This is a genomic window from Methanothermus sociabilis (assembly GCF_055392295.1).
In genome coordinates, this window is the sequence record NZ_AP042467.1 from 961,946 (window position 1) to 985,953 (window position 24,008).

Consider the following 24,008-nt stretch of genomic DNA (forward strand, 5'->3'; position numbering starts at 1 on the left):
TGTGAAAGAAATAAGTTTAAATCTTGCATATAAACTTTTAGCACCACGACCTACAGTTATTGTTACAACAATAAGTAAAGATGGGATTGTCAATGCAGCACCATTCTCATTTACAATGCCTATATCGATGGATCCACCTATTGTTGCATTCGCTTCAGTTCCAGAGCATGACACAACAAAAAATATAAAGGAAACTAAAGAATTTGTAATGAATCTTGTACATGAAGATATAATTGAGATGATGTGGATCACAGCTAAAAAATTTCCTAGAGATGTAAATGAGTTAGAGAAGACTAATTTGACAGAAATAAAATCAAAAGTCGTCAGTCCTCCAAAAATAAAGGAATCGTTTGGGCATCTGGAATGTAAAGCTATTAAAATTGAAGAAATAGGAGATCATTGTTTAATAGTTGGAAAAGTAGTAAATGCGACTGTCAAGAAAAACTGCATTAAAGATGAATTGCTAAATGTTGAGAAAATTAAACCCGTACTTCATGTTGGTGGTAAGAAGTTTGTAATTGGAGACCATGTGAGGTTTATTCATGACATTTAAAAAAATAATGATTGCAACTGATGGGTCAGAGAATGCTGAAAAAGCTGCAAAAGTAGGTATAGATTTAGCTAAGTCTGTAGGTGGAAAGGTAATAGCAGTATATGTGATGGATGAAAGACTCATGCAACCTTATGATGTGATGGAGGATGAAGGAAAAAATGCACTAAAGAGAATTCAGAAGATTGGTCGTAAGAAAAATGTAGTTGTGGATGAAATACTAATTTTAGGCAATCCTATTGAAGATTTACCTAAGATTGCCAATAAAGTAAATGCTGACATTGTAGTATTGGCATCGCAAAGTAAAGGCAAATTTGAGAGAATAATACTTGGAAGTACAACAAAAAGCATGTTAGAAAATTGTAATGTTCCTCTATTGATCACGCCGCAAAAATATTAACGACTTTTCCTTACGTCCTCTACAGTATATGGAATGTTTTCTTTTTCAAGTTTTTCTAATACTCTTTCGCTCATCCTGCCAACTGCTAATATTAGACTACTTAAACCTCTGTTTGCAGCATGTATCGCACATTCTGGTGCCGCAAACTCAAAATCATATTTTATTCCTAATTTGTTTGCAACTGCCCTTGCTATCGTCCCCATGATTCCAACTCTATCAAAAGATTTTTCCTCAATAATTTTTTTTATTTTTTCAAAATCACAAGCTTTTGATCCACCTTCAAACATAGTGGGAAGAACAAGTATTGTTACTTCTCCTTTTGGAACATTAATTGTACCTTTTATATCCATAACAGCTACATCTTCTCCATCATTAGCATTTGTTATAGCTTTAGCATATGCACCAGCCGCATTTGCTGGAGAATCTATCTTTTTTGCATACAAAACACCATTTTCTAGAAATAATTCAACATAATCTCCTTTTTTTATTTTTCCTTTTGCAATTGCTGGCCATATGGTTTTATATTTTCTCATTACATCAAGTATATCATTTATATATTCTTTCATAGACATTGCATATTTTCTTAATTTTTCAAGTCCTTTTTTTGTGAGTCTATATTCAGATCTTCTATGGCCATATTCTACATATCCTTCTTTAACCAAACTTTTAATATTTTCAGACACTGCTTGTACGGTTATTCCAATCTTTTTTGCTATGTCGCGTTGTCTCAAATGTGGTTGGCTTCTCGCTATTTCAGCAAGTATTTGAAAACGTGTTAATTCTCCTTTTCCTTTAAAAATTTTCATATAGGCACTCCTAATTTGTTATCTAAAATTTGATCAAACAAATCTATGAAATCTGCTTCCCTATCTTGAGGTATATATGCACCACAAGCTACGGCATGTCCTCCTCCATTTCCTCCAACTTTTTCAGATATTTTCTTTATGAGTTTACCAAAATGTATATTTTTAAAGTAAAATAATCTAGAGCAACGTAAAGACACTTTTACATAATTTTCATCTACATATGTAAGACCAAGTATTGGTTTCCTCCAATCACCATAAGACAATGCCAAATTAGCAACCGAACCAATTGCCTCAGGTTTTATATCATCTATGAAATATTGTAAATTTTTTTCTTGTGATATAGCATATCTCACAGATTTAACACTCTTTGCTAAATACCTTCTATGTTCTCTTAATATCTTTTCCAATTTCTTTAAAGTGTTCCCTCTTTCACCTTTTAAAATTTTAAGCGCTATATCAAACTTTTTATTTCTACTACATGCATTTATGGCAGTTGAAAATTCTGTTAGATCTCTTAACAATGAATATCTTTCTTCAGGTAAAAAATCATATACTTCTCCACTAATAAGTTTTGGAAGATATTTTGAATATTTTCGTGGAACCTCTTTATTAAGCATTTTTATTAGTTCTATAAAAAGTTTTTTCTTTTCTTCTCCATTAAGATCAGATAGAGTCCTCCACTTTTCACCATCTTTACGAGGTATTTTCAATTTTTTAAGTAATAAAATACATTCTGTCTTATTATTAGTTATTGGCAGCTTAACATCATTAAAATAAGATAATGCAATATGTATAGGCCTAGTTTGCCTACCATATATTGTAAGATCTTTAGAAACTTTTAATAACTTTAAACTGATACTATCATTCAATATGTACCTATTTAATCCTCTAAGCTGACCAATGCTATTTTGCATATCTCCAATTGCAGATAATACCCCAATCCAGCTCAATTCCTTTAAATTAAAAGTTTTAGATAATAGATATGCTAAACCTCCCCCAGAAATTTCTGTTGACCCATCTATTCCATAAAACATGGGGTTTATTTCTATAAAATTTTTATCATCTTTTGGCTTACGAATCGGCGGATGATGATCTAGAATTAATATTTTACCTTTTTCTTCTAATTCTTGCCCAGAGCCCAAATCAGAAAAAATCGTGAGATCAGAATCCATGTCCACTCCATCAATTTCATCAATGTTAATAAATTCTATTTCATAATCTTTGCCTAATTCTTCCATTAAATAAGATAATATTGCACCTGCGCATATTCCATCACAATCTATATGTGTGTATATGTTTACATTTTCTGCTTCTTCAATAACTTTTTTTGCATGTAGAAATTTATGAAGTAACTCAGATTTCATCTCATCGCCTTAATCAACCTACTAATTTTTTTCATTATTTCTATTTTACTTTTAGTTTTTTTAATGCGCAACCTACCTTTTCTTTCCCACCAGCTTCTTGGATAATATTTATTTTTTTCTATTTCTGGTTCAAGACCAAGTTTTTTGGCAGCTTCATACATTTCCTTAATTGTTGGATCCTTTACTGCGTCTTTTTTTGGAATTTTACGACCTTCTTTACGTGTCTTCTTAGAATCTATGTTTGCTGGCCATATGACGGCTTCAATCTTCCATCCTCCTGAATTCCCTAAATATTTCTAATATCATTTCACGCACTGTATATTTATGAGGAATTATAGGTACTATCCCATATTCAAATAATGTATTAGCTGTTATGGGTCCTATTGCAGCAGCTAAAACCTTTTTACTAGATAAAACTTTTATGACTTCATCTTTTTTATTTCCTGCAACTTTAAATAAGTTTTTAACTGTTAATGGACTTGTAAAAGTTATTGCATCTATTTCATTGTTTATTATTTTATTTATTAACTTTTTTATCTTGGAAACATCTTTAGGTAGAGTTGATTTATAAGCTTCTGCAACATAAACATTTGCTCCCATTTCTTCCAATGATTTAATCAATGTTTTTCTTGCTGCTTTAGTGCGCGGTATAGCAACGTTTTTATCTTTCATATCATAATTTTTGAGAGTTTCTATAAGACTTTCAGTAACATATTCTGGTGGTTCAACATCTACTTTTAAGCCTTTTTCAATAACTGTTTTTTTTGTTTTTGGACCTATAACCGCTATTTTTGCATTTTTATTTAATTTTTTAGGGAATTGAGGACAACATTCCAGAAGTGCATCCACTGCAAAAGGAGAAGTGAAAATTACCCAATCAAGTTTATCAGCAATTTTACAAATTTTCATGAGTGATTCTGTACAAAGCTTTTTTAATTCTAAAGTAGGCACAACTAATGCCTTGCCACCATGCTTTTCAATAATATCAACAGCTTCCTGAGCTCTATCTTTAGGTCTAGTGACGGCAATAATTTTATTCTTCATCTCCATCCCATTCCTCCAAAATTATGTCCTCAAACATTTTAATAACTTCACCTACTATTATTATTGCGGGAGGTTTAATATTATCTTTTTTGTAGATATTATCTATTGTACCTAGGATTATTCTTTGTTTAGGAGTTAATCCTTTCTCTATTACACAAACTGGAGTCTTTGGATCTCTATATTTCATTAATTTTTTCATGTTTTCTTTTAATTTTCCAACACCCATAAGTATAACTAATGTATCTGCTTTATAATCCCATTTAACATGTTTTTCATCTTTTTTAGGGTCTTCATGGCCTGTTACAACCGTAAAAGAACTTGAAACTTTACGATGTGTCAATGGTAATCCTATGGATGTAGGTACTCCTATGGCAGAGGTTATGCCAGGTATGATTTTAAAAGGAATATTTTCTTTCTTTAATTCAAGTATTTCTTCACCGCCTCTACCAAATACGAAAGGATCACCGCCTTTAAGCCTTACAACAACCTTTTTTTTCTTACCTTCTTCCACTAATATCCTATTTATCTCTTCTTGTGTTTTATAGTGTTTCCCAGATTTTTTACCCACGTAAATTAGTTTTGCATCTTTTTTTGCATAATTAAGTATTTTTTTATTGACTAAACGGTCATAGATGATAACATCTGCCTTTTTTAGAATTTCCAATGCTTTTAATGTTATAAGTTTTGGATCTCCAGGACCAGCTCCAACTAAATAAACAACCATGAAATCACCATAATTTTTAAGTTAATAAATTTAGCTATATTAAAAAACTTTAAATCTTTAGTAAACTTTAATTTAGAGAATTATTTAATGATTCAAGAGTAAAACTTATATATCAGAAAAAAAACAAATTATCACAGTTATATTTTTCATTTGGTGGTATAATGCATTGGAAAAAATTATTATTGATTATCGCGGTTTTTTCATTATTAATATCAATAAAAGGTACACATGCTCAAAATGTTACATTGTCACATGTAGTCATTGAAGGCGAAGTTAGGGATTGTAAAAATTCAAGTTATTTATTGAAAGATGTGAATATAAGTGCAAAATATCTAAATGGTTTGGTTATTAATTCTACAGTTACAAATGACCAAGGTAAATATAAATTAGAATTAAAAAATTTAAATACAAGTACTATCAGGTTAGAAGCTTGGAAATTAGGCCATGCTACAACATGGAAAATCATAAATATTACAAATAATTGGATGAAAATAGATTTTTCATTAGGTTCAGCATGGCCTAACATGACTGTTATTACTCCTGGAGATGTTTTCATAGGTGAAAATTTCCAAATTCATTTATTATTTAAAAATACTGGAAATAACACAGGTTTTCAACCATGTGTTGGAATTCTTTTGCCTCCGGAAATAGAATTTATTAATGCAACTTTTTTAGGTTATCCAGTACATTATGATACAACCTGGGAAAGGCCTTATTGGGCACCTCAAGATTATAAATGGATAGTATTATATTATCCTTTAGGTAGCTTTACTCCAAATCAGCCAGTTGCAGATATGACTGTAAATTTAAAATTGTCATCAAATGCAGCGCTTGGCTCACTTTTTAACATTACAGCCCAGCCTTTCTTCTATTACGGCAATGATCCACTTTGGAATCCATCTATTGATCCTATAATTTGGGGTGATTTGTCAGTAGGAACTATAAAGGCAGTTGCATTAAAAATTAATAAAACTGTTGAGTTACATGAAAACGAAACTGCAACTGGGCCTAATTATCATTTTAATTTTAAAATTTCAGTTGATGTTGCAAATGGAATTACTTTAAATAATGTAACAATCCAGGATGAATTACCTGGCAACTTACAGTTTGTCAAGGTTTTAGATGCTGGTGGAGGAGTAATTGTAAGTCAACCATCAAATTCTACACCAGGAGGTATTTTAACAATTCATTTTGATTCAATAACAGGACAACAAGGAATTGACAAAATAATAGAATATGAAGTTTATGCTCCAAAATTTGATAATAATTCAAATTATGTACTTGATCCAACAACAGGTTCGCCAGTATTATCTCAAAACAATTGCACTGCCACAGCATTATATGGAAATTATGTGGTGACGTCTACATCCAGCTCATTGGTTTACCTAAAATCATTGGCAATACAAAAAATTGTACAAGATTTAAATGGTACCAACCCAAAACCAGGTGATACTTTAGAATATTACATTAATTTTCAGATCTCTGATTTCTTTAGAATTTCTAATTTTACAGTAAATGATACAATTAGCGATGGTCAGTCATTTGACGACAGTTTTACACCTCTTCTAAACCTAACCATAGGTAATATAACCATAACTAATCAGCAATTTTCACCAGGAACTTACAACGTAACTCATAATAATGATGGTACTTGGACTGTTATATTTAATGTTACACAACTCTTAATATCTTTAGGATTTTCCGGGGTTTTAGTGGGAGGTTTAAATGAAACTAGTAATAATGCTGGACCTACATATGGAAGTATAACATTTAGAACAAAAATTGATACTTATTGGGAAAATCCAGCGAATTATGTAAATACTTCTAATTTAAAATCTGGTGATATCATACATAATTATGCTGTAGGTAGTGGTGTATTAGATAGTGGTAATTTAGTTAAGGATGATACAAAAACAGATTTATTAATTCAAGGTCCAGTAGTTGAAAAAAGTGTATATGCAATAAATGGAAATACATCTGTATCATTTCCATATCCTGTAAGACCCGGCGATAATGTAACCTATTCATTAAAGTTGATAGTACCAACGTCAAATGTTGAAAATTTAACAATTTATGATTATCTTCCAATACCATTTTTCAATGCAACACAAATTACTTCTTATCAAAATAAGACACTTCCTGACCCAGGTTATTGGACCTTAGGACCTGAAGATAATATGACAGCATTTATTGGTAGATTGCCTACATTAGAAGTTCTTAGCAGTGACAATGCATTGAAGTTTAGCTATGGTACTATTAACAGCACAGATCAACTGTTAAGAGTTATACATATTCTTTTTACAGTTACAGCAACAAATGAATCTTTTGGAGATAAGTTATATCTTAGTAATTTAGCTTATATACAATTTTCAAATTCTACTCTTTATACTTCATCATTAAATGCTATTACTCAAGTTCTCACCCAGGAGCCATATTTAATTTTAGCTAAAGGAATATTTGATATTGCACATAACTGGCAATGGTTAGAAAATACAACCGCTGATGCAAATGATACTATTGATTTTGCAATAGTGATAAAAAATTATGGACATGCTGATGCATATAATGTCACTATAAAGGATATCATTCCATCAGTTTTTACTAATGTAACGATAGTGGAAGTATATAATTGGTGTAGCCAAAATAATACTTTAATTTATGGTCAAAACTACACAGGTAATTTAACAGATGGTTTAGTAATATTTAAAATACCTACAGCTTTCCCTATCTGGAATGATACTGTGTTTAATCCTGAAGGTGTTGTCACAATTCACTACAGAGCTACATTAATACAAAATGTTACACCTTCTGCTGAATATAATAATACTGCAAAAATTATTTATTATTCATCAATACCAGATGGGCCTAATTATATCGGTGATCCAATAATTGACAATGCAACAGTAGATATACCACCAGTGTCAATATCAAAAGAGATAATAAATAGCAGTGATTTTGGTACAAATGCTAGTAATTTAACAATTGGAGAAAATGCTACGTTTTGTATCAATGTCACTTTACCTGAAAGTTATGTAGATAACCTTACAATAACAGATGTTTTACCTCCTGGAATTTCTTATGCAAATTATTATTACATAGATACAACAGGATTTAATGGAGTTCTTGCAAATTGTACATTCTATCAGCAAGGAAACAATATTACATTTCTATTTAACGGTACTAGTGTATGTTATGCTGACAATGATCCTAGCAACAATACATTCAAGATTCTTTTAAATGTAACAGTAACCAATGATTATAGTGCAAATCCTCACAGCATAAGTTTAAATAAAACAAATCATGTAGAGGCAAATTGGTCAAACAACATAAGAGGGCCTACAACGTTTGATTATAATTTTACGGTAGTACAGCCACTTCTCAATGTAACTAAGGTTATATCCCCTCCAGTTGTTTTTCCTGGACAAGAAGTTACGATTACAATAAAAGTTAGAAATGATGGTTTGTCACCAGCATATTGGACTTATATTTCTGATGTATTGGACCCAGTTGTTTTTAACACGCTAACTGTTAAGGAAATATCTACACCTCCTGGTTTTACTTTCCGTTATAATTTATTGAATGGCACTGTTGAATATATTCCAAATCCTGGAGAGATTGACCCGGGTGTTTCTTTGGATTTTGTTTTCAATGTTACCACCTTGACATCGACATTATTAAAATCCGTCAATAACACAGCGAATGTTACGTATAATTCCTTGAATAATACGAATGTTAGCGATAACAGAGTTTACAAGACTTCTGCATCTGCTGTGTTATCTCTTAGTGCAGCAGATCTCTCAATAGAGAAGAATGCAAGCGCAACAACTGCAAGACTTGGAGACATGGTTACATTCACAATAACAGTCAAGAACAATGGACCAGACAATGCAACAGATGTGAATGTAACAGATATGCTACCTTCTGGACTTGAGTTTGTAAGAAGTGAACCAGCAGGAATTTATGATCCTAATACCAGGACATTGACATGGAAATTAGATCATATTGGTGTAAATGAAACTGTAGTTATCAAAGTTTGGGTACGAGTAGTTACCACAGGTACAATAATAAACATTGTCAATGTGACATGTGGAATTGATTACAATGTAAAGAATAACAAGGCAAAATCTAGCTTAAAAGTGATTATGCCCACAAAACCACTTAAACCTGGAAAACCACATGTTCTAAAACCACCAAAACCAACAAAGATCAAATTCTTAAAGAGAGGAAAAGAAAAGATAGGTAAAAAGAAAATTAAGATACCAGTTACTGGAGTGCCTCTAACTTATCTATTACTTGGATTAATCCTGATAATCCTTGGACTATCAGATAGAAGAAAAACATAACGCCTACTTTTTATTTTTTTTACCACTCTACAATACCCCTAAAAAATTTAATCCCATCTTCTGAACCTAAAATAGATTCCGATGCTCTTTCAGGATGAGGCATTATTGCACAAACTAACCCACTTTTATCACATACACCAGTTATTGAATCTATAGAGCCATTCAAATTTTCTTTATGAAATTTTAAAACTACTTGGTCATTTTTATAAAGCTCATCAACATCTTTAACGTAATATCTACCCTCAGCATGTGCAATTGGCATTTTAATTATTTCATTTTTAGAATAAAGGTGTGTAAAAGGAGTTCTTGTTGTCTTAACCTTAAGTTCTGTCCATCTGCAAATAAATTTAACATTTTTATTGATTGTAAAAACTCCCGGTACCAGTGATGCTTCTGCAAGTATTTGAGCACCATTACAAATTCCTAAAACTGGTTTTTCATCTTTTACCAATTCTTTAATACCATCTATTACAGGAGTTACGGATGCTATAGCACCTGCCCTTAAATAATCACCATATGAAAAACCACCAGGTATTATAGCAGCATCTAAATGAGATATATCTCTTTGGTCCCATCGTATATACTCTGGCTTTCCACCAGCAAGTTTTACTGCATGATAAACATCTCTATCACAATTAGATCCTGGGAATCTAATTATTCCAATCCTCATGATATCCGCTTCACATCTATTTTATAATCATGAATAACTGGATTACATAACAATCTTTTGCACATATCTTCCACACTATCTACTACACTTTTCTTATCTTTTCCATTCATTTCGAAATATATTAGATTTGCAGTCCTTGTATTTTCCACATCGTAACCTAGGAGGGACAATCCTTTTTTTATTGCCAAAGCTTCAGGATCTAACATTCCCTTCTTTAGCTTTATTTTAATTTTTACCCTATATTTCATATTTTGTCACCTATTATCTCTGCAACTCTTTTGTATGCTTTTCCAACTCCTGATCTACCCTTCCTAAATATGTCTTTGTCAAAAGATTCTTTAGTTTTCTTTTCCCATAACCTACAAGTGTCAGGACTAATTTCATCGCCTAGTACTAATTTTCCATTTTCATCTATTCCAAATTCAAATTTAATATCAGGAAGTATGAAACCCTTTTTATCTAAAAATTTTTTCAAAATTTCGTTTGCTTTAAGTGCTATACGTTTAATTTCTTTAAGTTCTTTTTTATTTGCTATACCTAAAGCTTCAGCTATATCATCATTTAACATAGGATCTCCATATTCATCACTTTTATAATCCAGTTGTACTATGGGTTTTTTAAATTTTTCCCCTTCTTTAAATGGATAACGCTTTACAATGCTCCCCGTAGCTATATTTCTAACTATAACTTCTAAGGGTATCATTTTAAGTTTTGAAACAAGCATATATCTTGGTTTTAATAACTTAATAAAATGAGTATCTATTCCATTCTCCTCTAAAACCTTAAAAAGTTTTGCAGATATTATAGAACAATAATATCCTTTTTTATGTATTTTATCTTTTTTTGCACCATCTCCAGCAGTTATGTCATCTCTAAATTTAATTATTAAATGGGAAGGATTATCAGTTTCATATACATCTTTTACTTTGCCTCTATGCAACAATTTCCCAAGTTTCATTTATTTACACCTCAAAAACTATTTGCGAAAAATTTTTAAGAGAATATATTAAAAATTGTTTATGTCTGGTCTCAACTATTAAGTTTATTTCTTCACTTTAAAAGAATTTACAGGTGATCAAATGTGTGGTATTGCAGGCTGTATACTAAAAGACAGTGAAGCTGCTCCAGTACTTCTAAATTGTTTAAAAAGATTGGAATACAGAGGCTATGACTCAGTGGGCATGGCAACGCTCAATGGTAGCAAAATATACATTAAAAAAGACAGTGGCAAAATTGATGAAGTAAGTAAAAGATTAAACTTTTTAGAATTACCTGGAAAAATGGGCATTGGGCATGTTAGATGGGCTACACATGGTCCTCCCACACAGTTTAATGCACATCCTCACTCAGATTGTAATAATGAAATAGTTGTTGTACATAATGGTATTATAGAAAATTTTAATGAACTAAAGAAAGAATTAAAAAAAGAAGGTCATAAATTTAGATCAGAAACTGATACAGAAGTTATTGCACATCTTATAGAAAAATATTTAAAAGAAAGTAAAAATTTAGAAGAAGCTGCCCGAAAAACTGCAAAACGTCTTAAAGGTTCATATGCTTTATTAATAATGTCTGTACATGAACCTGATAAAATAATAGGCATGCGAAATGAAAGTCCTTTAGTTGTTGGAATAAGTGATCATGGACTTTTTTTAGCATCAGACATGCCAGCAGTCCTTGAATATACAAATAAATTCATCTATTTGGATGAAAGAGAAATGGCAATTATAACAAATGATGATGTGGTCATTAAAAATTTTGATGGAGAAATTATTAATAAAGAAATTAAAGAGGTTGACTGGACACCAGAAATGGCAGAAAAATCTGGATATGATCACTTTACAATAAAAGAAATTCATGAAGGACCTAATGCAATCAGAGAAACACTTAGAGAACTCAATGAAGTCAAAAAAGTTGCTAAAAAACTAAAAAATATAAAGAGAATATGTTTTGTTGCATGTGGAACTTCATACCATGCATCTTTAGTAGGTAAATATGTATTTGAAAAATTGTTAGGTATTCCAACAGACGTAATTTTAGCTTCAGAATTTAAATATTCTGTCAAGACCCTAGATAAAAATACATTGGTGATTTTCATAACTCAGTCAGGAGAAACTGCAGACACGATCAGTGCTATAAGGATGGCTAAAAATAAATCTAAAACATTAGCTATTGTTAACGTTGTTGGAAGCACGGCTACAAGGGAAGCTGAATATGTTATCTATACACGTGCAGGACCTGAAATAGGCGTCGCTGCCACAAAAACATATTTAACTCAATTGACATGCATCTACATGCTTGCAGCCTCACTATCAGGTAAAGATGAAATAATTGATTCCCTCAAAAAAATTCCTGAAATTGTGAAAAATACAATAAAATTAGAAAATAAAATAAAGAAAATTTCTGAGAAATACAAAGATGCTCATGATGTGTTTTTCATAGGAAGAGGTTTTTCATACCCAACAGCACTTGAAGGAGCACTTAAACTTAAAGAAATAAGTTATATTCATGCTGAAGGATATGCAGCAGGAGAACTAAAGCATGGTCCATTGGCATTAATAGAAGAAAATGTTCCTGTAGTTTCAATAGCACCTCCAGGAGAAAGTTATGATAAAACATTGGGAAATATAGAAGAAGTAAAAGCAAGAGGATCAAAAGTTATAGCACTTGGATCTAAAAATAACAAAGATTTAAAAGAAATTTCAGATGAATTCATACCAATTGATCCTAGTGTAGATGAATTTCTTTCACCATTAGTATACATAGTTCCTCTACAACTTTTTGCATATTACACTAGTGTTGGAAGAGGTATAGATCCTGATAAACCTAGAAATCTTGCGAAATCTGTTACTGTAGAGTAGTTTCTATTAGGTTGGGTTCTGATGAATATTTTTGATGATTTAAGTGGCGGAAAAAGTGTATTTAAAAACAAAAAATATTTAGATCATCGTTTTTTACCTGATAAGCTCCCACATAGAGAAAAACAAATAAAATCAATAGCAAAATATTGGAAAGAAGCTTTAGATGGAGTTACACCACCTAACATAACAATCTATGGTAAAACAGGCACTGGAAAAACCGCTGTAGCAAAATTTGTCATGAAACAATTGAAAGAAATAGCTGAACCTAACGTTAGAGTTGAATATATCAGATGTACAGATTATAGTACAGAATACCAAGTTCTTGCAAGACTTTGCCAACTAATGGGTAAAGATGTACCATTTAGGGGATGGACAAAGGCAGAAGTTATAAATGTTTTTAAAGATACATTGCGTAGAAATGTTTATGATGAGAAACCTATTTTGATTGTGATACTTGATGAAATTGATATATTACTTAGAAAAGATGGGGACGGACTTCTATACACACTAACAAGAACTGATAACGTATCTATTTTATCTATCAGTAACTACGTTGATTTTAAACGATTCATTAAACCTAGAGTAAAAAGTAGTTTACGCGACAGAGAGATCGTTTTTCCACCATATGGTGCAAATCAATTAGTTGATATTTTAGAAGAAAGGGCTGACATGGCTTTCAAAAAAAATGTATTAGAGGATGATGTAATACCTTTATGTGCAGCACTAGCAGCTAAAGAAGAAGGTGATGCAAGATATGCCCTAGATCTTTTAAGAACTGCAGGTGAAATAGCAGATGAAAGAGGCTCTGACATTGTTAAAGGTGAATTTGTAAGAGAAGCAAAAGAATACATCGAACATAATAAAATTGTAGAAATTGTTTCAACGCTCCCAGCTCAACAGCAACGTGTTTTAGAGGCAATACTTTATTTAACAAAAAGAAATGAAGAAATAACTTCAGGAAAATTATATGAAACTTATAAAAAACTTTCAAGAGGTAAAGATATTGTATCATACAGAAGAATATTTGACTTTATAAATGAATTGGAATTATTAGGTATAATTTCTACAAACACGGTTTCTAGAGGTAGAGGAAGAGGCAGAACCAATATAATAAAACTACAGTGTGATGTTTCACTTTTAGAAGATGCTTTATGGGTTATTTAATTAATAATTTTAATATAGCCATCCTAACAGGTACACCATAGAAGGCTTGTTTAAAATATTTTGCGCAAGGTAGATTATCTACTTCATAAGAAATTTCATCTACCCTTGGAAGAGGATGCATAACAATTAAATCTTTTCCTTCCAAAGTTTTTGCATCTATGTTATAGGCACCTTTAATTCTTGAATATTCTTGTGGATCTGGAAATCTTTCTTTTTGAATACGTGTAACATATAATACATCTATATCATCAATAACCTCATTCAAATTTGAAGTTTCGTTTATTTCAACTTCAAAATTTTTAAGATCTTCTATGATATCTTCTGGCATCTTAAGTTCAGGTGGAGAAACAAAGCTCATTTTAACATTAAACATTGCTAAGGCATGTGCCAATGAATGCACAGTTCTTCCATATTTTAAATCACCAAGAATTGCAACATGTAACCCATTTATTTTTCCAAATGTTCTTTTTATTGTATATAAATCAAGGAGAGTCTGAGTGGGATGTTGACCAGCTCCATCACCAGCATTTATCACAGGAACTTCAACAAGATCTGCTACATAGCGTGCTGAACCTTCTAATTCATGTCTTATCACTATAGCATCTGAATATTGTGCCACTGTCCTGGCAGTATCTGCCAAATTTTCACCTTTCATCGTTGAACTTGTCCTTACTTCAGAAAATCCGATTACTTTACCTCCTAATCTCTTCATAGCAGCTTCAAATGAAAGACGAGTTCTAGTCGATGGTTCATAGAACATCATGCCCAAAACTTTACCTTCAAGAACGTTTGAAGTCTTCTCTCCACGTGCTATACTTTCCATTTTTCTGGCGACCTTAAGTATAAGTTTAATATCTTTTTTTTCTAAATCTCTAATAGAGATAATGTCTTTTAATTTTAACATCTATAACACCCTAAATTCTAACGTTATTCCAAAAAAATATATAAAATTACTTTTAAAAATAGATTTATAAATTAAGAAGGAGAAGAAAAATATGGTTATGATCAAACTTGACCAATGTGGACAGAGCAGTGCGGAAATATTACTTATTGTTGCTGCAGCATTAGCTTTAGTATTAATTGCTGGTTATGTTGCAGTTACAGTTTCAAAAACCGTTGGTGGGAATGTTTCAGACGTTGTCGACGCTGCAAGAAACTCTACATTATTAAAACTTGGTAGTAGTCCATAAATTTATTTTAAAACTTTAATTCCATTTTTAGTACCTACTAACACCTCATCAACATTCTTAGAAAATATTCCATTTTCAACCACACCAGGAATATTATTTAATTCTTTCTCCAATCTTGATGGATCTCCAATAGAATCAAATTTAACATCTATTATAAAATTACCATTGTCTGAGATCCAAGGAGTATATTTATAAAATCTTAACGATGGTTTTCCACCTAATTTCTTTATATTTTCACAGACCATACGTAGTGAAGATGGAATTACTTCAACAGGAACAGGTGATTTACCAAGCTCATCAACAATTTTTGATTCATCTACAATGACAATAAATTTTTTGGCAGAATAATCTACTATTTTTTCTTGTGTATGAGCACCTCCTTTTCCTTTAATTAAATTAAGCTTTTTGTCTACTTCATCAGCACCATCAATAGCAATGTCTACATCATGTTCTTCCAATGTTGTTAAAGGTATACCACAATTTTTTGCCAATAAAAATGATTGATAAGAAGTTGGAATTCCAAGTATATCTAACTCCCTTTCCTTTATCTTTTCCCCTAATTTTTCAATAAAATATTTAACTGTTGTGCCAGTTCCAAGACCAACTACTTGGCCATCTTTAATTCTTTTTGCAGCTTCATACCCAACTAATTTCTTTTGCAATGTTCGTGAGTCCATGGAATCCAACCTTTAATCTATTTTTAATAATACCTTAGTAAGATCGTAATTTTCTTGGCACTCATGAACTTTTCCTAGAACTTTTACTATGGTGCATCTATCTCCAGGAAACAATCCTTCTGGAAAACAAAATTTTCTTAATTTACAATGTTTGTTATTACATTCCTGTGGTGAATATACTATCGTCGAGCCTTCAAATGCTCTTTTTGAATCTATTAATGCAGTTATCTTTGCTTTTTCTACTTCAACAACTTTAACTTTACCTTCGTCATGAATTGGGCAATTGTGCGTTCTATCTTTAACATCTTTTATTATATACAATCTACCTTTTTCAAGAGGATTTATACAGACACTTCTATACCTACATCTTTGACATTCTTTGCTTGGACCACAAAATTTGAAAATTTTGCCTTTCTTTGCCAATTTTTTACCTATTAGTGTTATTAATCTCTCTTTTCCTTCCATTCTATCTCCTCTTCATTTTTTAAATTACTCCAGTTACTTCTGCCAATCTTTTTGCAGCTGCTCTTGTTAATCCTCTATCACCTAGAATAGTATATCTTTCCTTCCTAATTTTATGTGCCATTGTTAATGCTTCTATAATATATTCTGGATCAATGCCAAGCTCATATGCATTTGTAGGTGCATTAATTTTTTTAAGTGTATCTCTTATAAATTTCCAATCTTTACCATGTAAATACATCATCATTATTGTGCCCACTCCACATTGTTCACCATGAAGTGCTGGTTTGGGAGCAACAATATCCAATGCATGGCTAAACTTGTGTTCAGAACCGCTGGCAGGGCGACTGCTGCCAGCAATGCTCATAGCAATACCACTACTTATCAATGCTTTAACAACTATCCTAGCACTTTCTTCCAGACCTTTTTTTATAGAATCAGCTGATTTTATTACCATTTTAGCAGACATTAAAGATAAAGCAGCTGAAGATTCACTATAGCGTTCATAAAGTAATCTATGCGCTAGTTTCCAATCTAAAACTGCGGTATAATTAGATATAACATCTCCACAGCCTGCAGCAAGAAATCTATATGGTGCTTTCCTTATTATGTCTGTGTCTGCTATTACTGCAATGGGAGCGTGTGCAGGAAGTGAAACGCTCCCTTTATCGTTTTTTATAGATGCTCTTGGGGAAGCAATGCCATCATGAGTGGCGGCTGTTGGAACGCTGATGAAATGTACGTTTGCATATTTTGATGCCATTTTGACAACATCTATAACCTTTCCTCCACCTACACCTAAGGCAATAGAGGTACCTTCCAATTTATTTTTAACCTTTTCTACAACATCTTTGGTAGCTTTTTTTACTTTTATGATATTAACGTCAAAGTTTTTATCCTTTAAACTTTCAGCAACTTTTTTACCTGCTATTTTAATTGTTTTTGGACCTGTGACTATTGTTGCTTTACCTTTAAATCTTAAATTTTTACAAATATCACCAACTTTTTTAATAACGCCAGGACCTGTGTGAATTTCTCTTGGAAGTTCTATTTTTTTTTGACGCATATTTTCCTCCCATTTGTTTATTTGACTCTCTTTAATCTTTTATTTTCAGTTATTCCTGGTATTCTACCTCTTTTAGCGATTGGTTTCCCTTCAACTTCCTTTATGTCCATTGTCATTTCAATTGGAGGTGCAGCTGAAATATACCAACCAACACCAAATGCATCAGCTCCAGCTTCACTAAGTGTCTTTATTTTTTCAGGGTTTAATCCTCCAGACACAAATATTTTCACATGTGAAAATCCTTCAAGATCTAATCTTTTTCTAACTTCTCGTACCAAATCGGGAGTAACACCGCCACGTTCTTTAGGTGTATCCAACCGGACTCCTTCTAGTTTTTTTCCTAATATTCTTGCAATATCTAAAGATTCTTGCGCCTCATCTTTAAAAGTATCAACTAATATTATTCTGGGTTCATCCTCAGGCATGACTTCATCATAAGCAGTGGCTATTTTTTCAGTACTACCTGCTATTAATATTGCTGCATGTGGTATTGTACCTAATGGTTTTATTCCAAGTATATCTGCAGCTAAAACACAACTAACTCCATCTACACCTCCCACTTTAGCTGACCTTTCCATAACAGGTGCTACAGATGGATGCACATGTCTTGATCCAAAACATACAACTGGTTTTTCTCCTGCAGCTTGTTTACATTTATAAGCTGCTGTTGCCCAACCAGATGAACTTGCCAATATTCCTAAAATTGCTGTTTCATATATTCCAAATTCTGAATAATTTCCTTCGATTCTCAATACTACTTCTTTTTTTGAAAATTTTTCACCTTCCTTCAAAGAATATATTTTACATTTAGAATCTTCCAATAAATTTAGAACCTCTTTTAATCCACAAAATATCCCTGATTCCCCTGCAAATACCTCTGCTTTAACCTCAGTATCTTCTAAATTAAGATGTTTTAATATTTTCATAGTTTTCAAAAAATATACATCAGTTACCTTTCCTTTTTTTATTTCACTGTGTTTTGCTGAAAAAAACAATCTATCTTCTTTCATCCTTTGCCAGCCTCCATAAAAAAATAAAATTGAATCATTTGATACAAATTATATTCTTATGACATACATTTAAAAATTTTGTTAAAAAATTTATAAAAGAGAACCAAATTTCTCTATAAATATCTTTTTTATTTTTTGTGCTAAGAATAGATAGGAGAATACAACAATAAGTAAAAATGGGAAATATAGCCAAGGTAATGGATTCATAGAGAACATCCTACCTATAATTGTAAATGGTATTAAAGTTCCTATAGTAATTCCTGTCAAACTTAAAAATAGTAATGGTCTTCCTGGCATGCTTTGTAAAAATGGAACTTTTTCAGTCCTAAGGGTATGGACAACTAAAGTTTGTGTCCATAGACTTTCAACAAACCAACCAGTTTGAAATGTTGAAATAAATTCATGCATCAAAGTTCTGGGTAAGTGGAAATAACTATTCCCTACAACAAATGGACAAATAATGAAAAACATTACGACATACGTAATTATGTCAAAAATTGAACTAATAGGGCCAAACCATACCATGAAATTACTAATCTTAGGTACACTCCATCTTCTAGGTTTTTTTATGTATTTTTCATCTACATTGTCCCAGGGCATTGATGTCATTGATAAATCATAAATTAAGTTAAGTAATAGAAGTTGTAGTGGTAGCATTGGAATGAATGGTAAAAAAGAGCTTGCTACAAGTACAGAAAATACATTTCCAAAATTTGAGCTTGCAGTAATTACTATATATTTACTACTATTTGCAAAACTTTTTCGACCTTCAATTATAGCTCTTTCCAAAACCATAAGATTTTTTTCCAGCAATACTATGTCTGATACTTCTTTTGCAGCGTCTACACCAGTATCTACAGATATGCCTACGTCAGACTCTCTTAATGAAGGTACATCATTAACACCATCGCCTAGATATCCAACAACATGTCCTCTTTTTTTCAGTGCTTTTATGATTTTCAATTTTTGTTGAGGAGAAACTTTTGCAAAAATTGTTATATCTTCCACAACTTCAACTAATTCATCAAAACTCATGTCTTCTATTTCTTCTCCTAGTAAAATTCCCTTAATTGGAAGATTTACCTCTTTACAAATTTTCTTTGTAACAATTTCGTTGTCACCAGTGAGAATTTTTACATCTACTCCATGTTTTTTCAATGCTTTTATTGCAGGTAGTGCAGATTCCTTTGGAGGATCTAAAAAAGCTATGAAACCAAGAAGTATCATATCTTGTTCATCTTCTGAAGTAATTGTCTTTTTATTTAATTTATTTTTCTTAGCTACAGCTAAAACTCTCATACCATCTTCATTTAAGTCTTCAACAATCTCTAAGGCTTTTCTAACCATTTCTTTTGTCAATTTTACGATTCTATTATTATATTCAACCCATTTGCAAATAGAAAGTAATTCTTCTACTGCACCTTTTGTAACTAATAAATTTCCACCATCGCCTTCTTTGTCTTTAAGTAATACAGAAATTCTACGTCTTGTAAAATCAAAAGGAATTTCATCTAATTTTTTAAACTTACTCTCTAAACCATTAAATTTTCTTTCTCTGCCATATTTTAATATTGCATCATCCAATGCACTTTTTAATCCTGTTTGATAATAGCTGTTTAAATATGCATATTTCAGAACGTTTTCATTTTCTTCTCCAGAAATATCCACATGTTTTTCTACAAATATTTTATTTAAAGTCAGTGTCCCGGTTTTATCTGTACAAAGTACGTCCATATTTCCAAAATTTTGTATAGAATCCAATTTTTTGACGATAGTTTTACGTTTTGCCATTTTTATTGCACTTTTAGCCAAGTTTGCTGTTACAACCATGGGCAGCATTTCAGGAGTTATTCCAACGCCAACTGCTAAAGCAAACAACAATGAATCTAACCAATCATGCTTTGTAAAAAAATTTATAATGAAAACTAGAGGAACCATCACTGTCATGAATTTTATTAGAAGTTTTGTTACATCTACAACATCTCTTTCAAAAGTCGTAGTAACCTTTTTACCAACTATAGATTTTGTTATTGAACCAAAGTAAGTATTTTTCCCTGTTGACACAACTACTGCTGTTGCATATCCGCTTATAACATTAGTACCCATAAAACATATGTTATCTAATTCACCAATGCTTAAATGCTTTTTTCTTATTTTTTCTTCACTTAATTTAGGACATTTTTCTACAGGTTCTGATTCACCTGTTATAGTGGCTTCATTTATAAATAAATCTTTAGATTCGATAATTCTAACATCTGCTGGGATCATGTCTCCTGCAGATAAATATATAATATCTCCAGGGACTAATTTTTCCATTTTTATCTCTTTTTTTCGACCATCCCTAATAACTGTTGCAGTAGTGTAAATTAAAGATCTTAATTTCTCAGCTTCAATATTTGATGTATATTCCAGTGTAAAACGGAGTAACACACTTACAGTTATCATTATTGCCACTATAATTATAGTCCTCCAATTTTCTTCGCCAGGAGGTGCAAATAAAATATCAGTGACAAAAGATGCTAAACCTAATATTATCAAAACCATAATAAATGGATGTATAAATGCATCCAATAATTGTTTATACCAAGGGTCTGGTTTTTCACGAGGTAATTCATTTGGACCATATTTTTCTAACCTTTTACTAGCTTCTTTTCCTGTTAAGCCATCTTTTGACGTGTTTAGCTCTTTTAAAATATCCTTTATGTTTTTCTTTGCAACTTTTGTTAATTTTTCAAGCCTGATGTCACTACCATCCATTTTATCACATTTACTTTTTGTTTCCCATAAAATTAAAATAATAAAATCCATCAACATATATAGTTTTTTGAGGATCGATTATTTAGACGGAAGGTGGCAATAAGTGAAAGCTGTAGCTATTGGTGCAGATATTTCTATTAACGATGTAAATTGTAGTAAACAACTTATTTATAATTTAGAGAAGGACGTATCAACATTGATGGACATTGGTGCTGAAAAAGCTGCTTTAACTAACATAACTGGAGATGACGTTGTTATAACTGCATTTGTTGAAGATAACTTGGTAAAAAAAGTAAATAGGGAAATTGTAAAGATTTTAATTGAAAATGCTGAGGATATTGGTGACATTGCCGGAATTTCTTCAGACCCAAAAAAGGCTGGTGAAGGAATATCATATGCCGAAGCAAAAGCACGTAAAGATAGATACCATGATGCTATCATAGTCTCATTTGATACTTATGGTGGAGAATCTATTGTAAATAAAGTTGCTAATTCTGTAATATCTGCAGCTGAGGGCATGGAAGGAGTAACAGATGTTAGTCAAAAAATAAATTCAAATGTAAAGAACATACCTGGAGTAGGATATGTATCTGGAAATACTGATGATCCAGTTGTAGTTGCAACAATTGAGGACATGAAAAATATTGGCACCGTAGCTGGAGCAATGATAGGTGCGGCAATAGGCAATGAAAATGTTTATTTAGTTAAAAGAGCCTCGCCATCATATGTTATCCCCGGTAGTGTTATTTTTACAATAACTGCTTTTATGAATGGCAATGTTATAGATTTAGCAGTTCCATTTGAACATAGATTTAAAGTTCTCAAACCTTAATAAAGGAGGAATCAGGTTGATAATTCTTGATGAAAATGTAAGATGCCTTGTGCAAGGTATTACTGGTAGACAAGGATCTTTTCATACAAAACAAATGCTTGAATATGGTACAAAAATAGTTGCTGGTGTAACGCCAGGAAAAGGTGGAAAAAAGGTTGCGGGAGTGGATGTATATAATTCAATAGAAGAGGCAAAAGAACATGTGGATGTAAATGCATCAATAATCTTTGTTCCTAGTCAATTTGCTAAGGATGCTGCATTTGAGGCAATAAAACACTTGGATCTAGTAGTAATTATAACTGAGCACATGGTTTCTCATGATACTATGGAAATTATTGAATATGCAAATAGAATGAATACTATAGTGATTGGACCAAACACTCCTGGTATAATCACGCCAGGTGTAGGTAAACTAGGAATAATGCCACATCATATTTTCAGAGAAGGTAATGTAGGCATTGTGTCACGTAGTGGAACTCTAATGTATGAGTTTGCAAGTAAAATAACAGAGGCTGGGTTTGGACAGAGCACATGTTTAGGAATTGGCGGTGATTTAATAACTGGCTTAGATTTTGTCGATGTACTTAGAATGTTTGAAAAAGATCCTGACACTGATGTTGTATTATTGATAGGTGAAATTGGCGGTGATGCAGAAGAAAGAGCCGCAAAATATATAAATAAGATGTCAAAACCTGTTATTGCATTTATAGCAGGATTTACAGCACCTCCAGGTAAGAGAATGGGTCATGCTGGAGCGATAATTGAGGGAGGCAAAGGAACTGCAGAAAGTAAGATAAATGCATTGAAAGATGCAGGTGCATATGTTGTAAAAAAACCTTCCGAAGTGGTTGATATTATTAGAGAGATGTGATGAAAATGAATGAAAAAGAGGTTTTAAAAAAATTATTAAAAGGCGAAATTAAATTATATGAAGTTGATAAGTATTTATCAGCAGATAAAGCAACCAAAGTTAGAAGAAAATTTATAGAAGAAGTTACAGGGACAAAATTAGAACATGTATCTAAATATACCATTGACATGGAAAATGCATTGAGAAAAAACATTGAAAATAGTATAGGGGCTGTACAAATACCCCTAGGAGTTGCAGGGCCACTGAAGATAAATGGAGAATATGCAAAAGGAGAATTTTATGTTCCATTAGCTACATCTGAAGGGGCATTAGTTGCTTCAATTAATAGAGGTTGTTCAGCAATAACAGAGTCTGGAGGTGCAAAAACAAGAATAATCGGAGACAAAATGACAAGGGCTCCTGTAATCAAAACAAAATCTGTAGTTGAGGCTGTTAAGTTAAAAAAGTGGATTGAAGATAATTTTGATAGATTGAAGGCAGCTGCTGAATCAACGACACGACATGGAAAACTAATAAAAATAGATCCAATTCTCATTGTTGGTAATTATGTTTTTCCAAGATTTGTTTTTACAACAGGGGATAGTATGGGAATGAATATGGTAACAATTGCAACCGAAGAAGCTTTAAAAATTTTGGAGAATGAAACAAATGCTCATGTTGTATCACTCAGTGGAAATGTATGCACAGATAAAAAACCAGCTGCAATAAATTTAATAGAAGGACGAGGCAAAAGTGTTGTAGCAGAAGTTACTGTGCCAAGAGATATTGTAAAAAACAAATTAAAAACAACTCCAAAATCTATTGTTGAAGTTAACATGGCTAAAAATTTTGTAGGATCAGCGATTGCAGGAAGTATGGGATTTAATGCTCATTATGCCAACATGATAGGTGCATTATTTTTAGCTACAGGTCAAGATGAAGCTCAAATTGTTGAAGGTAGTTTAGGAATAACAGTTGCAGAAGAAAATGAAGATGGAGATTTATATTTCTCTGTTACATTGCCTGACGTACCATTGGCAACAGTTGGTGGAGGCACTGGCTTAGAAACAGCACAAGAGTGTTTAAGTATTATGGGTGTAAAAGGATCAAACAAAGTGCAGAAATTTGCTGAGATAATGGCTGGAGTAGTTTTAGCTGGTGAATTATCTTTAATGGCTGCATTGGGTGCCGGACATCTTGCAAGAGCTCATAAAGAGCTTGGAAGAGGATAAGTGAGA

The 24,008-nt window shown here is 32.0% G+C and carries 23 protein-coding genes; 9 read left to right on the forward strand and 14 right to left on the reverse strand.

Going from position 1 to position 24,008, the window contains the following annotated elements:
* Position 1 precedes the first annotated feature (1 nt).
* Together ACZ5LY_RS05255 and ACZ5LY_RS05260 are read left to right on the forward strand one after the other, a co-directional pair.
* Positions 2-553 (forward strand): flavin reductase family protein, encoded by a 552-nt coding sequence (locus ACZ5LY_RS05255; RefSeq protein ID WP_464577259.1) that lies wholly within the window; start codon positions 2-4, stop codon positions 551-553.
* The gene (locus ACZ5LY_RS05260; RefSeq protein WP_013414358.1) at positions 543-950 is read left to right on the forward strand and encodes a universal stress protein; all 408 of its coding nucleotides are present in this window, start codon (positions 543-545) and stop codon (positions 948-950) included. The genes ACZ5LY_RS05255 and ACZ5LY_RS05260 overlap by 11 nt, the downstream gene beginning before the upstream one ends.
* On the opposite strand, the gene ACZ5LY_RS05265 is transcribed toward ACZ5LY_RS05260, so the two are convergent.
* From ACZ5LY_RS05265 to cobA, 5 genes are read right to left on the reverse strand one after another with little or no spacing between them, the layout of a single operon-like run.
* A complete protein-coding gene (locus tag ACZ5LY_RS05265) occupies positions 947-1,756 on the reverse strand; it encodes a DUF7839 domain-containing protein (RefSeq protein WP_013414359.1) in 810 nt (269 codons plus the stop codon). The two genes, ACZ5LY_RS05260 and ACZ5LY_RS05265, sit on opposite strands and share 4 nt — an antisense overlap.
* The gene (gene recJ / locus ACZ5LY_RS05270) at positions 1,753-3,120 is read right to left on the reverse strand and encodes a single-stranded-DNA-specific exonuclease RecJ (RefSeq protein ID WP_464577262.1); all 1,368 of its coding nucleotides are present in this window, start codon (positions 3,118-3,120) and stop codon (positions 1,753-1,755) included. Before recJ ends, ACZ5LY_RS05265 begins: the two co-directional genes overlap by 4 nt.
* Positions 3,117-3,386, reverse strand: coding sequence for a signal recognition particle protein Srp19 (locus tag ACZ5LY_RS05275; RefSeq protein ID WP_013414361.1), 270 nt, complete (start codon positions 3,384-3,386; stop codon positions 3,117-3,119). The genes recJ and ACZ5LY_RS05275 overlap by 4 nt, the downstream gene beginning before the upstream one ends.
* Positions 3,382-4,164 (reverse strand): uroporphyrinogen-III synthase, encoded by a 783-nt coding sequence (locus ACZ5LY_RS05280; protein WP_464577264.1) that lies wholly within the window; start codon positions 4,162-4,164, stop codon positions 3,382-3,384. Before ACZ5LY_RS05280 ends, ACZ5LY_RS05275 begins: the two co-directional genes overlap by 5 nt.
* A complete protein-coding gene (gene cobA / locus ACZ5LY_RS05285; protein ID WP_013414363.1) occupies positions 4,154-4,888 on the reverse strand; it encodes a uroporphyrinogen-III C-methyltransferase in 735 nt (244 codons plus the stop codon). Before cobA ends, ACZ5LY_RS05280 begins: the two co-directional genes overlap by 11 nt.
* A 161-nt stretch (positions 4,889-5,049) precedes the next feature.
* Between cobA and ACZ5LY_RS05290 the strand changes: the two genes are divergently transcribed.
* Entirely contained in the window at positions 5,050-9,231 is a 4,182-nt protein-coding gene (locus ACZ5LY_RS05290; protein ID WP_464577266.1) for a hypothetical protein, read from the forward strand.
* Positions 9,232-9,250: 19 nt separating this feature from the next.
* Here ACZ5LY_RS05290 and purQ read toward each other — a convergent pair whose 3' ends face one another.
* The 3 genes from purQ to purC are packed head-to-tail and all read right to left on the reverse strand — an operon-like array spanning position 9,251 to position 10,859.
* Complete coding sequence (purQ, locus tag ACZ5LY_RS05295; RefSeq protein WP_013414364.1) at positions 9,251-9,901, reverse strand: phosphoribosylformylglycinamidine synthase subunit PurQ; 651 nt, start codon at positions 9,899-9,901, stop codon at positions 9,251-9,253.
* Entirely contained in the window at positions 9,898-10,149 is a 252-nt protein-coding gene (purS, locus tag ACZ5LY_RS05300) for a phosphoribosylformylglycinamidine synthase subunit PurS (RefSeq protein WP_013414365.1), read from the reverse strand. The genes purQ and purS overlap by 4 nt, the downstream gene beginning before the upstream one ends.
* Positions 10,146-10,859 (reverse strand): phosphoribosylaminoimidazolesuccinocarboxamide synthase, encoded by a 714-nt coding sequence (gene purC, locus ACZ5LY_RS05305; protein ID WP_464577269.1) that lies wholly within the window; start codon positions 10,857-10,859, stop codon positions 10,146-10,148. Before purC ends, purS begins: the two co-directional genes overlap by 4 nt.
* A gap of 121 nt (positions 10,860-10,980) precedes the next feature.
* Here purC and glmS point away from each other — a divergent pair, with 121 nt between their 5' ends.
* Together glmS and ACZ5LY_RS05315 are read left to right on the forward strand one after the other, a co-directional pair.
* Complete coding sequence (glmS, locus tag ACZ5LY_RS05310; protein WP_464577271.1) at positions 10,981-12,762, forward strand: glutamine--fructose-6-phosphate transaminase (isomerizing); 1,782 nt, start codon at positions 10,981-10,983, stop codon at positions 12,760-12,762.
* Positions 12,763-12,780: 18 nt separating this feature from the next.
* On the forward strand, positions 12,781-13,926 hold the full coding sequence (locus ACZ5LY_RS05315) for a Cdc6/Cdc18 family protein (protein ID WP_464578003.1): 1,146 nt from the start codon (positions 12,781-12,783) through the stop codon (positions 13,924-13,926).
* Here ACZ5LY_RS05315 and pyrB read toward each other — a convergent pair.
* Entirely contained in the window at positions 13,919-14,830 is a 912-nt protein-coding gene (pyrB, locus tag ACZ5LY_RS05320; protein WP_013413086.1) for an aspartate carbamoyltransferase, read from the reverse strand. The two genes, ACZ5LY_RS05315 and pyrB, sit on opposite strands and share 8 nt — an antisense overlap.
* Positions 14,831-14,921: 91 nt before the next feature.
* On the opposite strand from pyrB, the gene ACZ5LY_RS05325 reads away from it, so the two are divergent.
* Positions 14,922-15,116, forward strand: coding sequence for a hypothetical protein (locus ACZ5LY_RS05325; protein WP_013413087.1), 195 nt, complete (start codon positions 14,922-14,924; stop codon positions 15,114-15,116).
* Between the two features lie 2 nt (positions 15,117-15,118).
* On the opposite strand, the gene rpiA is transcribed toward ACZ5LY_RS05325, so the two are convergent.
* The 5 genes from rpiA to mgtA form a co-directional block, all read right to left on the reverse strand.
* Positions 15,119-15,793 carry a ribose-5-phosphate isomerase RpiA gene (gene rpiA, locus ACZ5LY_RS05330; protein WP_464577274.1) on the reverse strand — a complete coding sequence of 225 codons (675 nt, stop codon included), beginning with the start codon at positions 15,791-15,793 and terminating at the stop codon, positions 15,119-15,121.
* Between the two features lie 12 nt (positions 15,794-15,805).
* The gene (locus ACZ5LY_RS05335) at positions 15,806-16,258 is read right to left on the reverse strand and encodes a UPF0179 family protein (protein WP_013413089.1); all 453 of its coding nucleotides are present in this window, start codon (positions 16,256-16,258) and stop codon (positions 15,806-15,808) included.
* A 19-nt stretch (positions 16,259-16,277) separates the two neighbouring features.
* On the reverse strand, positions 16,278-17,321 hold the full coding sequence (locus tag ACZ5LY_RS05340; RefSeq protein WP_013413090.1) for an NAD(P)-dependent glycerol-1-phosphate dehydrogenase: 1,044 nt from the start codon (positions 17,319-17,321) through the stop codon (positions 16,278-16,280).
* A 17-nt stretch (positions 17,322-17,338) separates the two neighbouring features.
* The gene (locus tag ACZ5LY_RS05345; protein ID WP_464577277.1) at positions 17,339-18,331 is read right to left on the reverse strand and encodes a nicotinate phosphoribosyltransferase; all 993 of its coding nucleotides are present in this window, start codon (positions 18,329-18,331) and stop codon (positions 17,339-17,341) included.
* 90 nt (positions 18,332-18,421) lie between these two features.
* Positions 18,422-21,139, reverse strand: a complete 2,718-nt coding sequence (gene mgtA / locus ACZ5LY_RS05350; RefSeq protein WP_464577279.1) for a magnesium-translocating P-type ATPase — start codon at positions 21,137-21,139, stop codon at positions 18,422-18,424.
* 52 nt (positions 21,140-21,191) lie between these two features.
* Between mgtA and ACZ5LY_RS05355 the strand changes: the two genes are divergently transcribed.
* From ACZ5LY_RS05355 to hmgA, 3 genes are read left to right on the forward strand one after another with little or no spacing between them, the layout of a single operon-like run.
* Positions 21,192-21,920: a hypothetical protein gene (locus tag ACZ5LY_RS05355; RefSeq protein ID WP_464577281.1), complete on the forward strand. Its 729-nt coding sequence runs from the start codon at positions 21,192-21,194 to the stop codon at positions 21,918-21,920.
* A 16-nt stretch (positions 21,921-21,936) separates the two neighbouring features.
* Positions 21,937-22,791: a succinate--CoA ligase subunit alpha gene (gene sucD, locus ACZ5LY_RS05360; RefSeq protein WP_013413094.1), complete on the forward strand. Its 855-nt coding sequence runs from the start codon at positions 21,937-21,939 to the stop codon at positions 22,789-22,791.
* Between the two features lie 5 nt (positions 22,792-22,796).
* The gene (gene hmgA, locus ACZ5LY_RS05365) at positions 22,797-24,002 is read left to right on the forward strand and encodes a hydroxymethylglutaryl-CoA reductase (NADPH) (RefSeq protein ID WP_148217871.1); all 1,206 of its coding nucleotides are present in this window, start codon (positions 22,797-22,799) and stop codon (positions 24,000-24,002) included.
* The last annotated feature ends 6 nt before the right edge of the window (positions 24,003-24,008 follow it).

Bases quoted from the DNA above. Each gene is read 5' to 3' on its own strand.
- recJ (WP_464577262.1), bottom strand. From the start codon at position 3,120: ATGAAATCTGAGTTACTTCATAAATTTCTACATGCAAAAAAAGTTATT.
- ACZ5LY_RS05280 (WP_464577264.1), bottom strand. From the start codon at position 4,164: ATGAAGAATAAAATTATTGCCGTCACTAGACCTAAAGATAGAGCTCAG.
- purS (WP_013414365.1), bottom strand. From the start codon at position 10,149: ATGAAATATAGGGTAAAAATTAAAATAAAGCTAAAGAAGGGAATGTTA.
- glmS (WP_464577271.1), top strand. From the start codon at position 10,981: ATGTGTGGTATTGCAGGCTGTATACTAAAAGACAGTGAAGCTGCTCCA.
- ACZ5LY_RS05335 (WP_013413089.1), bottom strand. From the start codon at position 16,258: ATGGAAGGAAAAGAGAGATTAATAACACTAATAGGTAAAAAATTGGCA.
- hmgA (WP_148217871.1), top strand. From the start codon at position 22,797: ATGAATGAAAAAGAGGTTTTAAAAAAATTATTAAAAGGCGAAATTAAA.
- ACZ5LY_RS05340 (WP_013413090.1), bottom strand. From the start codon at position 17,321: ATGCGTCAAAAAAAAATAGAACTTCCAAGAGAAATTCACACAGGTCCT.
- purC (WP_464577269.1), bottom strand. From the start codon at position 10,859: ATGAAACTTGGGAAATTGTTGCATAGAGGCAAAGTAAAAGATGTATAT.
- cobA (WP_013414363.1), bottom strand. From the start codon at position 4,888: ATGGTTGTTTATTTAGTTGGAGCTGGTCCTGGAGATCCAAAACTTATA.
- purQ (WP_013414364.1), bottom strand. From the start codon at position 9,901: ATGAGGATTGGAATAATTAGATTCCCAGGATCTAATTGTGATAGAGAT.
- ACZ5LY_RS05260 (WP_013414358.1), top strand. From the start codon at position 543: ATGACATTTAAAAAAATAATGATTGCAACTGATGGGTCAGAGAATGCT.
- ACZ5LY_RS05345 (WP_464577277.1), bottom strand. From the start codon at position 18,331: ATGAAAGAAGATAGATTGTTTTTTTCAGCAAAACACAGTGAAATAAAA.
- ACZ5LY_RS05325 (WP_013413087.1), top strand. From the start codon at position 14,922: ATGGTTATGATCAAACTTGACCAATGTGGACAGAGCAGTGCGGAAATA.
- pyrB (WP_013413086.1), bottom strand. From the start codon at position 14,830: ATGTTAAAATTAAAAGACATTATCTCTATTAGAGATTTAGAAAAAAAA.
- mgtA (WP_464577279.1), bottom strand. From the start codon at position 21,139: ATGGATTTTATTATTTTAATTTTATGGGAAACAAAAAGTAAATGTGAT.
- ACZ5LY_RS05265 (WP_013414359.1), bottom strand. From the start codon at position 1,756: ATGAAAATTTTTAAAGGAAAAGGAGAATTAACACGTTTTCAAATACTT.
- rpiA (WP_464577274.1), bottom strand. From the start codon at position 15,793: ATGGACTCACGAACATTGCAAAAGAAATTAGTTGGGTATGAAGCTGCA.
- ACZ5LY_RS05290 (WP_464577266.1), top strand. From the start codon at position 5,050: ATGCATTGGAAAAAATTATTATTGATTATCGCGGTTTTTTCATTATTA.